The sequence below is a fragment of the Mycolicibacterium grossiae genome, from assembly GCF_008329645.1.
Taxonomy (GTDB): domain Bacteria; phylum Actinomycetota; class Actinomycetes; order Mycobacteriales; family Mycobacteriaceae; genus Mycobacterium; species Mycobacterium grossiae.
Genome location: NZ_CP043474.1, coordinates 4,374,353 through 4,389,256 on the forward strand (window position 1 = coordinate 4,374,353; position 14,904 = coordinate 4,389,256).

A 14,904-nucleotide genomic window follows, 5' to 3' on the forward strand; every position below is an offset into this window, starting at 1 on the left:
GAGTCATGCGCCGGCCGGCTGGCGGCGCGAGCGGATCAGCGGCGCGCCAGCCAGTCGATCAGCCGCGTGGTGCCCAGTTCGGCCGCATCGTTGGTGACGAGCGTCGTGTAGTCGATGTTCAGCCCGCTGTACGTCGCCGACGGGTCGTCGAGGACGCTGAGCGGTCGGCTCTGGTGGCGCAGGACGGCGCGCGCCATGTCGGAGAAGGACATCTTTTGCGGCCCTCCGACGTCGTGAATCGTGTTGAGCGGCTCGCTGACGGCGACTCGGGCCAGGATTGCGGCGACCTCGGCGGAGTCGATCGGCTGGATCAGCGCGGTCGGGGCGCGCACCTCGTCACCGGCGATGAGGGATTCGGTGATGGGTTCAGCCAACTCGTGAAATTGCGTGGCTCGCAGGACCGTCCAGGGAACGCCCGAGGTAGTCGCTGCCCTTTCCTGCGCGACCTTGCCGCGGATGTATCCGGCTTTGGGGGCCATCTCGTCTGCACCGACGATGGACAGCACGACGTAATGTCGGGCGCCGGCCCTGGCGGCGGCAGCAGACAGATTGCCCGCGGTCTGCTTGAAGAAGGCTTCGGCGGAGTCCTCGGGGGTGGCGGAATTGATTACGTCGATGACGACCTCGGCGTCGGCGAGAGCATCATCGAGACCCTGCCCGGTGAGCAGGTCGACGCCGGAGTCACGGGAGGCTGCCGTGACGTGGTGACCAGCGCCGCGGAGTAGGGGGAGGAGTTGACGGCCGATCAGGCCTGTAGCGCCGATGACGGTGATGCTCTTCGAGGGTTCGGCCATCGCCGTACTGCCTTTCTGTCGAGGTGATCCCCTTGATGGGATCCGAGGAAGGTGTTCGAGTTACGGATCAGTGCGTGGAAGTCCGGTGTCGGCGCTTTCGACCATCGTGATTCGACGGTTGAGCTTCACGAAGTCGTGCAGGACGGCGTTCGGGCGGACGATGGCGGTCGGCACTCCGGTGGCGTTCACAGGCCGTCCGTGCGCTTTCACGCGTCACGCGCTCGCCAGACGGCGACCCCACCGTCAACACTCAGGGTTGCGCCGGTGATGCAGCGTGCGCGGGGCGAAGCGAGAAACGCGATTGCTTCGGCGATTTCACTTGGCTCCGCCCTTCGCCTGAGTGCATTGTCGGCTCCCGGGGGGCCGTGAGCGACGCTGTTGACCCGGATGCCGTGACGGCCGAATTCGGCCGCCCAGGTGCGGGTCAAAGAACGGACTGGACCGCTGAATTCAGGCGCGCTCGGGAGAAGGTTGATCATCGCCCCGCCGCCACGGCGGATCATCGGCGGGGCCACCGCGGCCACCAGAAAGTACAAGCCCTGCAAGAGGTGCAGGTCGGCGATGACAGCGGCGGCGACCAGAATGTCGATGGGGGTCTGCCGTGCAAGGAAATCGACGTCCCCCAGATCGCGAAGGCTAGCGGCAAGGAACCGCGTGCCACTTCCGAGCCGAGTTGCGGCCAGCCTGCCCCGATCGGCGTCCGCATCACTGACGATGACATGGGCGCCGGCGTGTGACAGCAGCCGTGCGGTCGCCAATCCGATGTCCGACGTCCCGCCCGTCACCAGGGCAGTGCTACCCCTCAGTTCCGCAACGCTCACGTAGCCTCCAATATCGCGTCACGTCAACACTGTCAGGGGCTCGGGGTCCAAGGCCCACGGAAACCCCGTAGTCCGATGGGACAGGCACGCTAGCCGCCGGATCCGGTCGCACATGGCGTGCATGACCACGGGTGTCCACGTCCCGGCGTCACCCGTAGTTCCACCTTCAGTGCGCAAGCGTGGCAGAATTCGCCCGTGCTTGGCCCACGGGTCGCGAGTTGACGACCGTCTCCTCCGAGGTTGCAGCGTTGTCGGGCCGCGACCCCGAGTGCCAGAGGCTGCGACAGCTGCATACTGCCTTGCGGTCTGGTCGCAGCGAAGTTCTGGTGCTCAGCGGCGAGGCCGGTATCGGTAAGACCGCTCTCCTACAGAACCTCCGGGACTCGGCGGCTGACTGCACTGTGCTGTCCGTGGCTGGTGTGGAGTCCGACATGGACCTGGCGTTCGCCGGTTTGCAGCAGCTGTGCGCACCAGTGCTCGGCTTCCGCGGGGGACTTTCGCTACCGCAACGCGAAGCCCTGGAGCACGCCTTTGGCATCAGCTCTGCAGGCGGCGCGCCCAGTCGCTTCTTGGTCGGGCTCGCGGTGCTGGGGCTGCTGGCTGCCGCCGCAGAGGGACGGCCGGTGCTTTGCTTGGTCGACGACGCGCAGTGGCTGGACTCGGTGTCGGCGCAGACGCTGTTCTTCGTTGCGCGTCGTCTGGAGGCCGAGGCGGTCGGGCTGGTGTTCGCGCTACGCACTCCGAATGACGGTACGGCAGGCCTGCCGACCCTGGCGGTCGGCGGGCTCAACGACGGGGACGCCCGCAACCTGCTGGAGTTGGCGTTTCCGGGGCGCCTCGACCCCGCCATCGTGGACCGAATCGTCGCAGAGTCGCACGGTAACCCCTTGGCACTACTCGAAAGTTCCAAGGAGGTCCGTGTTTCCGACTCCGCCGCAGCGCAACGTGGGCCGGTGAGCGCTAGCGTCGAAGGGCGATACCTGGAGCTGGTGTCTCAACTACCCGCCGAAACGCAGATGTGCCTGGTGACGGCTGCCGCGGAACCCTTGGGTGATCCGGCGCTGCTGTTTCGCGCGCTGGCGCATATGGACCTCAAGCCCGTCGCGACGATGCCGGCGCAGGACGTCGGACTACTCCGGATCGACACCCGCGTGCAGTTCCATCACCCGCTGGCACGTTCGGCCGCCTACCGTTCGGCCACTCCGGAACAACGGCGGCACGCGCATGGGGCACTGGCCGCGGTGACCGACCCCGAGGCGGATCCGGACCGACGGGCCTGGCACCGTGCGTTGGCCTGCGAGGCACTTGACGAACCGGTGGCGCTCGAGTTGGAGTCCTCGGCGGGTCGAGCGCGGCAACGGGGCGGAACAGCCGCCGCGGCGGCTTTCCTGACGCGCGCAGCCGAATTGACTCCCGACCCATCCATGCGCAGTACACGCGCGCTGACCGCCGCGGAAGCTCACTACGAGACCGCGTCCTTCGACCAGTCACGTCACCTGCTGGCAACGGCCGAACTGGGGCCGTTGACCGACCTGCAGCGGGCACGATTGGCCCAGCTGCGGACGCGATTGGCCTTCACGTCGGCGCGGGCCTCCGGGCAGGCCGCTGCCCTCGCCGAGGCAGTCTCCGAATTCGCCGCCGTGGCTGCGCAACTGAGTGTCCTCGACGCTGCTCTGGCTACCGAGACCTACCTGGAAGCGCTGAGTGCAGCGATGTACGCGGGTCGCAGCGCACCCGGCCTGACTGTGCAGATCGCCGAGACCGTCCGGGCAGCGCTGGTTGTCCTGCCACCGCAGACGCCACTGGAGGTGATCACCCACGCGCTGGCTGATCGCCTGGCCTTGGGAGCCGCGGCGGCGATGCCCGCGATGCGCCGCGCACGGGATGCCCTCCTGGAGTGCGTCCGCTCGGAATCAGGTTGGTTCTGGCGAGCCTTTCCGCTGGTGCACGAATGCGTGATCCATGAGACGTGGGAGGAGGGCTGGAGCGCGGTGTCGGCGCACGCCGTGCGCTTGGCAACTGATGCCGGGGCATTGGCACTGCTGCCGTCGGCGATGCTATCGCGCGCCGGTGCTCACGTCGCGAACGGTGAATTGACCCAAGCTACTGCGTTGGTCGCCGAGGCCAGCGACTTGGCGAACGCCATCAACTACGCCCCATTGCGGTATCACGGTCTCAACGTGGCGGCATGGAAGGGTGACGACCACGAGGTTGCCGCGCTCGCTACCGCCGCGATCGAGTCGAGCCAACTTCGCGGCGAGGGCCGCGCCATTGGGTTGGCGCATTACGCTACGGCGTTGGTCGACAATGGGCGGGGCCGTTATCCCGACGCACTGGCTGCTGCCCGCCGCGGACTTCAGTATGAGGATCTCGGCTTTCACGGCTACTTGTTGATCGAAGCGATCGAAGCGGCCGTGCGCACGAACGACGTGTATTTCGCCGAGCAAGCACTTGAGCAACTGCGCGAGCGGACACTGGCGGCTGGCACGGCGCGGGCGCTGGGTTCGCTCACCCGCTCGGAAGCGCTGCTCAGCAGCGGAAGACGCGCAGAAACGCTGTACTTGGAGAGCATCGGGCATTTCGAGGCCACCTCCCAGGCGGTGCAGCTGGCTCGGGTGCGGCTGTTATACGGAGAGTGGTTGCGCCGCAACGGCCCTGCCACCGCAGCGCGAGAGCCGCTACGCGTTGCCCATAGGGATCTCGTCGCGATGGGGTCGATGGCGTTCGCTGAGCGCGCCCGCCGCGAGCTGCAGGCTACGGGGCAGAAAACGAGGAAGTCGCCCACCGCCGCCGGCGATGACCTGAGCCCTCAAGAGCGCCAGATCGCCGAACTGGCAGGCAAGGGTCTGACCAACCAGGAGGTCGCCAGTCAGCTGTTTCTCAGTGCACACACCGTGGATTGGCATCTGCGCAAGGTCTACACCAAGTTGGGCGTTCGCACCAGACGCGAACTCCGACAGAAATTCGCTTGACTGGCGTCCGGGGAGGACGGTCCGAAGCTCGTCTCGACGATCCGAAGTCTAGTCTTCGCGGATCACGACGTTCTCGGTAACCGGATTTCGCGGCGTGACGATGTTGTTGGCCGCGAAGGCGGGGTCGGCGTAGCCGATGCACAGGCCGCACAGAATGGTCAGATCGTCGGGAATGTCGAGCTGCTGGCGCACCAGGTCCGGGTAGAGCGCGGTGGAAACCTGCACGCAACTGTCGAGACCGCGCTCGGTCAGGGCGAGCAGCAGCGTTTGCAAGTACATACCCACGCCGACGGCATCGGGCAGCCCGAGATCGCGGTGCATGCAGACGATTCCGGCGACCGGGGCGTTGAAGAAATCCCAGTTGCGCAGCTGTGCGTTCCAACGTCCCTCGCTGTCGTCGCGTGCCACCCCCATCGCACCGTAGAGCAGCGCGCCGAGCTGGCGGCGCAAATGCCCGTGGGAGTCGGGCAGACCCAGCGTGGGCGGCGGGTCGGTGCGTACCTTCGCGGCCAACGACGCGGCGAGGCGGTCACGGCGAGCCCCCGTTGCCAGGAACAGCCGCCAGGGTTGAACATTCGAGTTCGACGGTGCCCGGATGGCCAACGCCAGAGCTTCGTTCAGCAGTTCCCGAGGTACGGGCTTGTCGGACAGAAACATCCGCGAGGAGTGGCGGCGAACCACCACGTCATCGAAATCCATCATGATCCTCCTAGACGGCGGTACCGCCGCCATCGACGTGCAGTGTGGTGCCGGTGATGAAACTGGCGCGTGGTGAGGCCAGGAAGTAGATCGCCTCGGCGATCTCTGCAGGATCGGCGGTGCGTCCCAGGGGGAGCGCGCGGCCGAGTTCATCGTTGGTCGCGCCCCATTCGGCGACGACGCCCTCGGTGGCGGTCGGGCCCGGGGCGACGTTGTTCACCCGGACGTTGTGGGCGCCGAACTCAACGGCCCAGGTTCGGGTCAGCTGCTCGACGGCAGCTTTCGACGCGCTGTACACCGAGGCGCCGGGAACACCTTTGGACGCCACCATGGAGGTGATGTTCACGATGGCCCCGCCGCCGCGTCGAATCATCGCGGGAACCGTTGCAGCGACGAGGAAGTAGAGTCCGCGGACGTTGGTGGCGAAGGTGCGCCCGAACTCGCTCTCGTCCTGGTCAACGGTCAGGGCGGCGGGAAATCGTGCCGCGTTGTTGATCAGGATGTCGAGTTCGTAGTCACGCGAGAGCCGGTCCACCCCGTCCGGATCGGCCATGTCGACCGCAACGAACCGCGCGTGCGGTCCGAGTTCTTCCTGCGCCCGTCCGCCGCGTTCTCGGTTGCGTCCAGTGACGACGACGAAGGCGCCGGCGTCCACGAGTCGACGAGCGGCGGCAAGGCCGATGCCGGCGGTGCCGCCGGTGACCAGCGCAGTGCGGCCTGCCGGCTCGCCTTCGATCACCGTCGACCCAGCCAGTCGATCAGACGGGTGCTGCCGAGTTCAGCGCCGTCATCGGTGACCAGGCTGTTCCGTTCGACGGGAACGCCGAAGTAGGTAGCTTGCGGGTCGACGGTGATGGGTACGTTCTTGCCTCGAAGCGTGAACACGGTGTGGGCCATCTCGGCGAACGGCATCTTCTCCGGCCCGCCGAGTTCGAGCACGCCGTTGCGCGGCGCCTCGGCGGCAACCCGCGCGATGAGGCCGGCGACCTCGGCCGCGGCGACGGGCTGGATCAGCGCGTCTGGTGCGCGGATTTCACCGTCGACCACGAGTGAATCGGCGATGCCTTCGGTGAATTCGTGGAACTGGGTGGCCCGAACGATGGTGTAGGGGACACCGGCGGCGGACACCAGTTCCTCCTGTAGAAGTTTTCCGCGCAAGTAACCGTCGGCATCGATCCCGTCTACGCCGACGATGGATAGCAAGACGTAGTGCTGCACGGCGGCGTTCTTGGCTGCCATCAGCAGGGTGGAGGCCGAGTCAGTGAAGAACTCCAATGCCGGGCCGGGTTCCAGGGTAGGGGAGTTGAGGACGTCGACGATGACGTCGGCACCGTCGAACGCCTCCGCCACACCGTTGCCCGAGATGGCATCCACTCCCGATGAGCGCGACGCCGCGGTGACCTGATGGCCTGCGCCGGTGAGCAATGCGACGACCTGGGATCCGATCTGTCCGGTCGCGCCGACCACGGTGATCTTCATCAGTGACCTTTCGGGATCCGGCGGTCTTTGCGTCGTTCGAGTTCGGCTTCGTCGACGAGGACGAACATGTCGATGCCCGGTCGGCATAGCATGGTGACCAGGAACCGCAGCGGGATGTCGTCGCGGTTGTTGCCGTCGGAGTAGTGGATGACGTCGCCACCCGGTTCCCAGAACGCTTCGCCGGCCTTGATGACGCGGGGCGCTTCACCTTCCAGCTCGAAGAGCATCTCGCCTTCCAGGACGTAGCCGAAGCACGGTCCGCCGGGGTGGCGGTGCGGCGGCGCGCCCGCGTCGCCGGGGCCCCATTCGATGATCGCATCGGCGCCCTGGGGGATGATCGGCGGTGTGACGGATTGGATGACCGTCATGGCCTGCACGAGTTTCTCCATCACCTCAGACATGCGCCGCACCCTCCTGCAGACTCTGTTGCCTCTTACCGCCTTTGGGCCAGAAGTAGCTACCCGGCTTGCGGGCCTCCTTGGTCAGGAACGACACGGTGCCCTTGCACACTTGCTCTTTGATGGTGGCCGCGAGGCGCCCGCCGAGATGCATCGGCATGGCGACATCGTTGAAATGCGACATTTGAATGGTGCCGGCGTGGCGGCCCAGGCTGATGCATTGACCCACTGAGGCAGGGTTCAGTTTCGTAGGTGTCTCGCCATCGAGGCGGGCCAGTAGGGTGTCGGCGGCGAGGGAGGCTAGCGGCATGGCGAGCTGGCAGCTCATCCGCAGCGGCACGCCGGACGGGGATGCAGCGTCGCCGGCGGCGATGATCGATGAATCATCGATGCTGGTGAGGGTTTCGTCGGTGAGCAGCCGGCCGAGCCGGTCAGTGGTCAAGCCGCTGGCGGCAGCCAGATTCGGTACACCGAACCCGGCTGTCCACACCGTCGCTGAACTGGGCACGTCCGTGCCGTCGCGCAACGTGACGCGATCCGCATGCACCTCGCTGACGACGGCATCTTCCCTTACGGTGACGCCGAGCATCTTCAGCCGTTTGGCCACGGATCGGCGGCCCCCGTTGGCAAGCGACGGGCCCAGCGCATCGGTCACCAGGGTGACGTGTCGGCCGGCCTCGGCGAGTTCGGACGCCGCTTCGATCCCGGTCAGGCCTCCGCCGACGACCACGATGGGCGCCTCGAGCGGGAGGTCCGACAGTCGCTGGGTGAGCCGTTGGGCAGCCTCATATTCACCGATCGGATAGGCGAAGTCGTGGGCACCGGGTACTGCAGCGGGCACCGGTGCGGTGCTGCCGACGGCGTACACCAGGTAGTCGTAGTCCAGCGTGGATCCCGAATCCAGGTGCAGTTGACGGCCGGTGGCGTCGATGCGCGTGGCGGTGTCGACCACCAGCTTGGCGCGGTCGGTCAGCACCGTCGTGTAGTCCTGCACGGCATCGTCATTGCCGGCCACCATCTGGTGCAGGCGAATCCGCTCGACGAAATGCGGGCGCGGGTTGACCATGATGATGTCCGCGTCGGAACGTTGGCTCAACCGGTTGGCGGCCAGCACGCCGGCGTATCCGCCGCCGACGACGACGACAGTGGTGGTCACGAGGCCTCCTGTGCATAGGCGCTGTCGTCGGGGTGACCGGCCATCGCGAGCGACGCGTCAGTCGAGCCCAGCAGCATCGTGCCCACCGCGCTCCGCACTTCCGGGAGGCCGCCGTCGACTATCAGAACGTCTTTCATGCCGCCGTGCCCTTCAGTCGTGGAGTCATGTCTCGACAGTGGCATGCGGCGCGGCGGGGAAGGACCACGCGACGAAGCCCGTAGTCCACGACGGGCTGCTGATCGGGAAAAACCTCACCTGACATAATGTGGCTTATCGGTACGAATCTGCGTCCCAGGTGAGATTGCGTCCCGCCCGTCGCGCGGGGTCACGCCGTTGATGTCGTTTTGCAGTTGATCTCCGACTTTTTCACTCGTTCGAGAATTAGCGCATGGCCCTTTCCAGTCCTTCGCCTACTGGATGTCGCATCTCGTGACGCTTCCGCGCCGGTGGCGTGATCAGCTTCCGCCCGAGTTCCGCCCCGCACCGTCCTCGGTCGCTACGGCCGCGGGACCCGACCAATTCGTCACTGTGACGTATTAGTCGAGTCGGGCTTCTCCATTAGGCCCCTCGTATGGCGGTTACGCTCCGCCCTCATTGCTGTCTTGGATCCTTTGCGCATGGCGGTCCCGGGCGGCACGCCTATCCGCGTCAGCAGAGAGATCATCAAAGTCCGAGGCCAGTTGGGTATAGCCAACATCAAGGGCTTGTTCATGCAGTGCGTCTGCCCCGGCCCTGAGCAGCGCACGAAGCACGTCGGCTTCCGTTGGTATTTCGGCTGGGACCCACCCTTGCCGCCTGGTCCATCGTCGCAGAGCTTCCGCCGCGGGCGAATCCTGACTGAGGTAGGGGGATATCACCGTTTCGTCGGCTTCCCTCAGGATCAGGCTGACGCGTCTAACCACGTTGTCAATGATGACATCACCGCCACCCTCGCGTTTAGTCACTGTGACGGTTTGGGTCGTATTAGCCGGTGGCCTTGTCGGAGCCGAGACCTATTGTGAGGGCTTGTTGTGCGGCGGAATAGGTGAAGGACGGGCAGATGGCCAAGCGTGGTGACCGTATGGCGGCGAAGCGGCGCCGGCAAGAGCGCGAGAAGCAACGTCGTCATACGGTTCCCGAGACCGATCCCGGTCCGGAGGCCTTCGGCATCAAAATGCCATCGCCGGCCGCTCCAGGCGGCCCCGCCTCGCGGCCTGACTTCTCGGAGGTGGATTGGGACAAGCTCAAGGCTGCGTACCCGGACGGCGCGCACGGGCTCATGCGAGCGATGTTTCTTGGGCTCATCGGTGAACGCGCCAAGCGAGCAAAAGATCTTCTGTCGTGGGGTCTGCGGCCCAATCCGATCCATCGCGAGAGCCGCCTCGCATTCGACGATGTGGCAGTCACACTCGAGGATGAAACGAATTTGGTTAGCTCGACGGCGCTCTATCCGACCATGAACGCGTGCGAAAATCTCGCGGCGGCGGCCGAGGTCATTGCGCTGGCACTCACACAGGGGCAAATCCGAACGTCGGCAACGGCGGCGCTGTGCCGTATTGCGATAGAATCGTCGGCCAAGACCATCTGGCTGATTTCCGAGACGGACACGGAAGAACGGATTCGCCGCTGCTACGGATTCCTCAAGGCTGAGCGTGGCCGGCAAGAAGAGTTCGAGAGGCTTGAGGCTGAGGCTCTGGTAGCACGAACAGACCCACTGGCGGAAGTCGATCTGACCAACTTTGAGAAGCGGCGCGAACGGGTGGCTGCTCGGCAGGCCAAGATCGCGGCGTTATCCGCCGAGCATATAACTGGGCCAAGTGGCGGACCGCTCAAATTGGTTGAAGGCGCGGAGATTTGGATGGACGAGCAACTGCCACGCAAGGCTGACGCCGAGTTGGACGCCGTGATGCACCCACGTAGCGCCAAGAGCTTCTACTCACTGGGCTCGGGGTTCGTTCACGGATTCAAGTGGCTGATGGGATACGTGCTCAACGACGAAGAACTCGACGACACGCCACTGCTGGCGATCACTCTCGACTCCTTTGGAAACGCAATTCGCATGACTGAGGCTGCAGTGTCGCTGTACGAGGCACAGTCGATTGGCCCCCGTCCAGACCCCAAGCGAGCTCGCAACTATCCCGACGGTGTGGCAGACGCCGTAGAGGTACTGGCTCCGCAATATCGGTTCGCGGAGAAGAGAACGCCGACTGAGCTCGGTGAGGGCCACCGCGGCAGCGGAGCATGACAGTGCATGGGCATCGCCGGTCATATGGATGCGGCTCTCCATATCGGGCGATTCAGGCGTGTCGGACGAGTAGTTCGCCGATCTCGGCCATACCATCAGAGACGTGCCCACCCATGGGCGCGCGGCGGCGCAGATTCGAAACAGCGAGCTGATTGATTACCGGCCCGCTGAGGGTGAACCTGTCGCTCAAATTCCGGCCGACGAGCTGTGGTCGGTGCCGTTCGAGAGATGTGCGCCGGTCCGCAAAGCCACGACGTACAAGGGTCAGAAAAACTTCACCGGCGAGTGGTGGTGCTCGACCACAGAGTCGCACATCCCATTCGAATCGTGGGTTGAACGGGACTTTCTGATCGCGGCCGACTTCGATCCAGACATCATTGGAATATCCGTACAGCCCTTCGCTTTTCGCTTCACTTCGGTCGCAGGGAAACAGCGGCAGCACACACCTGATGTGTTCCTCCGAACCAGATCCGGCGACGGCGTCGTCGTGGATGTTCGACCAGACCGACTCGTGGACGGTGACGCACGCGGGTTGCGTCCACCAAGGTGGTGTACGAGTCGGACCTGATCAGCGGTACCGGCGTGTCGTAGCCGAATGATTGAAGGTCATCGCGTGATTCTTCGAGAGACCGACCAAAGTTTCTCGAGCAAAGGAACCGACGCGATGACCACTGCCCACAATATCGACCTGCCCACCGTGCTGGCCGAACGACTCACCACCGCCCATCCCGACGTGCTGCGCGAGCTGCTCGCCACATTCATCCACACCCTGATGGGCGCTGAGGCCGACGCCCTGTGCGGCGCCGGATACGGCGAACGCAGCACCGAGCGCACCAACTCCCGCAACGGCTACCGGCACCGCCAATTCGACACCCGCGCAGGCTCATTGGATCTCGCGATCCCGAAGCTGCGCCACGGCTCCTACTTCCCGGACTGGCTGCTGGAACGCCGCAAACGCGCCGAACGGGCTCTGACCACGGTAGTCGCGACCTGCTACCTGCTGGGGGTCTCGACGCGGCGGATGGACAAGCTGGTGGAGACCCTGGGGATCACGTCGCTGTCGAAGTCCCAGGTCAGCGTGATGGCTAAGGAACTCGACGCCGCCGTCGAAGCCTTCCGCACCCGGCCCTTGGACGCCGGCCCGTACACGTTCGTGGCCGCCGACGCCCTGGTGCTCAAGGTCCGCGAGGGCGGGCGGGTGGTCAACGTGCACGCCCTGATCGCGGTCGGGGTCAACGCCGAGGGCCATCGCGAAATCCTGGGTATTGACGTCAGTACCGCCGAGGACGGAGCGGGCTGGTTGACGTTCTGGCGGTCGCTGACCGCCCGCGGCCTGTCCGGGGTCAAATTGGTCACCAGCGACGCCCATGCCGGGCTGGTAGCGGCCATTGGGGCGACGCTGCCCGGGGCGGCCTGGCAGCGGTGCAGAACGCATTACACGACCAACCTGATGGCCGTCACTCCCAAGTCGTCGTGGCCGTGGGTCCGGACATTGTTGCATTCGGTGTTCGATCAACCAGACGCTGAATCGGTTGCTGCGCAATATGATCGGATCATCGAGGCCCTCGCGGACAAGCTCCCCAAGGTCGCCGACCACCTGGAAGAAGCCCGGGCGGACCTGCTGGCGTTCACTGCGTTTCCCAAGCAGATCTGGCGCCAGATCTGGAGCAACAACCCCCAGGAACGCCTCAACAAGGAGATCCGCCGACGCACCGACGTCGTCGGCATCTTCCCCGACCGAAACGCTCTGATCCGCCTCGTCGGCGCCGTCCTGGCCGAACAACACGACGAATGGGCAGAATCGCGGCGCTACCTCGGCCTCGACGTCCTCAGCAAATCACGCACCGTCAACGACACACCGACAGAACAGGAGGCCACCCCAGCGGCACTGACCGCCTGACCCAACTACCTCGAAGAATCACACGACGACGTCGTACACCACGTCCCTGGACTTGACCCGCACGCGAGGCATTCGAATCGACCAGTGCGCTGTGCGGGCGTACTGGGTCTGGGTGGACCTACCGCCGTGTTGGAGATCAGCCACCGATCCGAGCCGCGAACTTGCGTTGGCTCGCCGGTTACCGGAACCCACGAAATCGACGGCAGGACGTCGTCACCAACCTGACCTCGCTACTGGCCCACAACCCGAAGACAATCGGCGCAGCCGCCCTCGCGGCGGGCGAACCGCTATTGGTATTACCCACTGTCTATCACCTGCTCTGGACACACGAGATCGACGTCGATATCGACTCGGCACCGATCGGTGAACATACGCTGATCCGGTTGGCCAAACGATGACTGCTGAGCCCGCCAGAATCGCCATCGGCGACTTTTGTCGCTACGACGGCAAGTTCTGCGAGCTGGTGGCGATCGACGGAATGATAGCGAAGCTACGTCGCGAGGACGGTCAGCTCGCAGCAGTCAAGATTGCGGACTTGTTCGCGGACAGTTCATTCGACGTCCTATCCCCCAGCGTTCGTCGCCGCCCAATCCCACCCGACTACTTCTCCGCGCTGCCGAGACGGGTCCAGGAGCGCGTCCTCTGGCTCGAGCACCACATCTCCGAAGTGGTCGACGGGATACCAGTCGGCTCACCGCCGCAGACCACTCCACGGAACGGATACGACATTCGATCGACATCACTCGGACAGCGAGAACGCAACAAATGCTCCGAACTTGAGTCCGCTGGAACGCCATTGGGCCTGAAGTACTTCCAAGAACTCCGTCGGCGTTACGAACGATCCGGCGTTGCCGGGCTGGTTGACGGCCGTCTTCACCGTAGGCGCTCGCCAACCCGTCGGGTCGATAGTCGCTACGTGGGCGTGCTGTTGGAGGTGCTGAACGAGAACGAATTGCAGTCGACGCGCACAGAGATTGCCATGAAGTGGCACGTGGACCGGCGAGTGGTCGACAAGTTCGGCGACGGAGTGAAACTACCTTCTCACACCACATTTCATCGGCTGATGAAACAGCTCCCCCAAGCGCGTCACGCCACTGGATCCGCACGAACCCGGCAGACGAAGAACCATCAGCCGGAGGGCGTGTTCGGTAAGGTGGTCGCGAGCCGTCCCGGGGAGTGGATGCAAATCGACACCACGCCGTTCGATGTCGGCATCCGGCTCGATGAGTCGGTGAGGGGTCGGGTGGAGCTGACGGGCCTCGTCGACGCTGCGACGCGCACAATCGTCGCGGCGGTTCTCCGACCTACGACGAAGGCAGTAGACGCATCCCTTCTTGTCGCGAAATCGATGACGCCGGAACCGATGCGGCCAGGATGGATCGATGCCGTCCGAATGTCGAACTCGGTCCTGCCCTACCACGCAATGCGGTCTGTCGATGACAGACTTGAGCACGCTGCTGCCCGCCCCGTCATCGTTCCCGAGAACATCGTGTACGACAACGGCGCCGTCTATCTGTCGAGCACTTTCCGCTCTGCATGCCGATCGCTCGGGATCAGCATGCAGCCTGCACACAAGGACGAGCCTACCGATAAGCCGATCGTCGAACGCACCTTGGGATCGGTCAAAACCCTTTTCGCACAATACGTCACGGGCTACCTCGGATCATCGGTCGAGAACCGAGGCAAGAACGCCGAGCAGAACGCAGTATTCTCGCTGCAAGAGCTTCAGGATCTGCTGGACGAATGGGTCGTCGTCGCCTGGCAGAACAGACCCCACGATGGACTGCGGGACCCCTTGAACCCGCAAAGAAAGCTGACCCCGAACGAGAAGTACGCGTCCATGCTCGCCGTCAGCGGATATATCCCCGCGCCGTTGACCTCCGACCAATACATCGCACTCCTACCCAGCCTGTACCGGACGGTGACAGCCGCAGGCATCACCATCGACTACCGGACCTACGACAGCGACGACTTGGACGCTGCGCGGGGTGAGATCTCCGGGGTACCCGGCAAGGGCACGCAGTGGCAGGTCCACTACGACCCCTACGACGTCAGTCGCATCTGGGTTCGCAACCACCACGGCGAGGGCTACCTGATGGCCTGCTGGACGCAGCTCCACACCGCACCGCAGCCGTTTGGGTCGTCACTGTGGGAGCATGCACGTCAACTCGAGACAAGTCGAGGAGAGCGGCGAACCTCGCAAGAGGCGATCACGGCCGCAGTCGAGGACCTCTTGGGACGTGCGTCCGTGGCGCCCGAGCCGGCGACCCGGCGTCGCCGCACCGCAAAGGACCGCCGAGCCATCGCGCGTACACGGGCGGCGGCGGAGTTACCACCCACATTGCCACCAGCAGAGGAAAAGCCGACGCCCCATTTGTCTCCGGCGGAGGACGACGATATCGCCGACGTCATCCCACTACCCGTATTCGACGCCGAGAAGGAGGCCGACACATGGTGATTC

General features: G+C 64.8%; 14 protein-coding genes. 6 read left to right on the plus strand and 8 right to left on the minus strand.

Translation table 11 applies throughout. The annotated features are described in order from the left end of the window. Positions 1–35: 35 nt before the first annotated feature. Both FZ046_RS21090 and FZ046_RS21095 read right to left on the minus strand, forming a co-directional pair. The gene (locus tag FZ046_RS21090) at positions 36–794 is read right to left on the minus strand and encodes an SDR family oxidoreductase (RefSeq protein WP_070354023.1); all 759 of its coding nucleotides are present in this window, start codon (positions 792–794) and stop codon (positions 36–38) included. A gap of 206 nt (positions 795–1,000) precedes the next feature. Beyond that, on the minus strand, positions 1,001–1,579 hold the full coding sequence (locus FZ046_RS21095; protein WP_246182829.1) for an SDR family NAD(P)-dependent oxidoreductase: 579 nt from the start codon (positions 1,577–1,579) through the stop codon (positions 1,001–1,003). 215 nt (positions 1,580–1,794) lie between these two features. Here FZ046_RS21095 and FZ046_RS21100 point away from each other — a divergent pair, with 215 nt between their 5' ends. Further along, the gene (locus FZ046_RS21100) at positions 1,795–4,587 is read left to right on the plus strand and encodes an AAA family ATPase (RefSeq protein WP_328514402.1); all 2,793 of its coding nucleotides are present in this window, start codon (positions 1,795–1,797) and stop codon (positions 4,585–4,587) included. Between the two features lie 48 nt (positions 4,588–4,635). On the opposite strand, the gene FZ046_RS21105 is transcribed toward FZ046_RS21100, so the two are convergent. Genes FZ046_RS21105 through FZ046_RS27525 form a run of 6 tightly spaced genes read right to left on the minus strand, consistent with a single transcriptional unit; the run spans position 4,636 to position 8,456 of the window. Then, positions 4,636–5,289, minus strand: coding sequence for a nitroreductase (locus FZ046_RS21105; RefSeq protein ID WP_407664426.1), 654 nt, complete (start codon positions 5,287–5,289; stop codon positions 4,636–4,638). A 7-nt stretch (positions 5,290–5,296) separates the two neighbouring features. After that, positions 5,297–6,025 carry an SDR family NAD(P)-dependent oxidoreductase gene (locus FZ046_RS21110; RefSeq protein WP_070354026.1) on the minus strand — a complete coding sequence of 243 codons (729 nt, stop codon included), beginning with the start codon at positions 6,023–6,025 and terminating at the stop codon, positions 5,297–5,299. Further along, on the minus strand, positions 6,022–6,765 hold the full coding sequence (locus FZ046_RS21115; RefSeq protein ID WP_070354027.1) for an SDR family oxidoreductase: 744 nt from the start codon (positions 6,763–6,765) through the stop codon (positions 6,022–6,024). The genes FZ046_RS21110 and FZ046_RS21115 overlap by 4 nt, the downstream gene beginning before the upstream one ends. Continuing rightward, positions 6,765–7,166, minus strand: a complete 402-nt coding sequence (locus tag FZ046_RS21120) for a cupin domain-containing protein (RefSeq protein WP_070354057.1) — start codon at positions 7,164–7,166, stop codon at positions 6,765–6,767. Before FZ046_RS21120 ends, FZ046_RS21115 begins: the two co-directional genes overlap by 1 nt. Beyond that, positions 7,159–8,319, minus strand: coding sequence for an NAD(P)/FAD-dependent oxidoreductase (locus FZ046_RS21125; protein ID WP_070354028.1), 1,161 nt, complete (start codon positions 8,317–8,319; stop codon positions 7,159–7,161). The genes FZ046_RS21120 and FZ046_RS21125 overlap by 8 nt, the downstream gene beginning before the upstream one ends. After that, a complete protein-coding gene (locus tag FZ046_RS27525) occupies positions 8,316–8,456 on the minus strand; it encodes a hypothetical protein (protein ID WP_170292461.1) in 141 nt (46 codons plus the stop codon). Before FZ046_RS27525 ends, FZ046_RS21125 begins: the two co-directional genes overlap by 4 nt. 887 nt (positions 8,457–9,343) lie before the next feature. On the opposite strand from FZ046_RS27525, the gene FZ046_RS21135 reads away from it, so the two are divergent. The 5 genes from FZ046_RS21135 (at position 9,344) to FZ046_RS21155 (ending at position 14,901) form a co-directional block, all read left to right on the plus strand. Beyond that, positions 9,344–10,543 carry a hypothetical protein gene (locus tag FZ046_RS21135; RefSeq protein ID WP_070940868.1) on the plus strand — a complete coding sequence of 400 codons (1,200 nt, stop codon included), beginning with the start codon at positions 9,344–9,346 and terminating at the stop codon, positions 10,541–10,543. Between the two features lie 103 nt (positions 10,544–10,646). Next, complete coding sequence (locus FZ046_RS21140; protein ID WP_170292462.1) at positions 10,647–11,111, plus strand: TnsA-like heteromeric transposase endonuclease subunit; 465 nt, start codon at positions 10,647–10,649, stop codon at positions 11,109–11,111. A gap of 96 nt (positions 11,112–11,207) precedes the next feature. Continuing rightward, the gene (locus FZ046_RS21145; RefSeq protein ID WP_070356446.1) at positions 11,208–12,443 is read left to right on the plus strand and encodes an IS256 family transposase; all 1,236 of its coding nucleotides are present in this window, start codon (positions 11,208–11,210) and stop codon (positions 12,441–12,443) included. A 161-nt stretch (positions 12,444–12,604) separates the two neighbouring features. After that, the gene (locus FZ046_RS21150; RefSeq protein ID WP_170292463.1) at positions 12,605–12,841 is read left to right on the plus strand and encodes a hypothetical protein; all 237 of its coding nucleotides are present in this window, start codon (positions 12,605–12,607) and stop codon (positions 12,839–12,841) included. Then, entirely contained in the window at positions 12,838–14,901 is a 2,064-nt protein-coding gene (locus tag FZ046_RS21155) for a Mu transposase C-terminal domain-containing protein (RefSeq protein WP_246182830.1), read from the plus strand. Before FZ046_RS21150 ends, FZ046_RS21155 begins: the two co-directional genes overlap by 4 nt. The last annotated feature ends 3 nt before the right edge of the window (positions 14,902–14,904 follow it).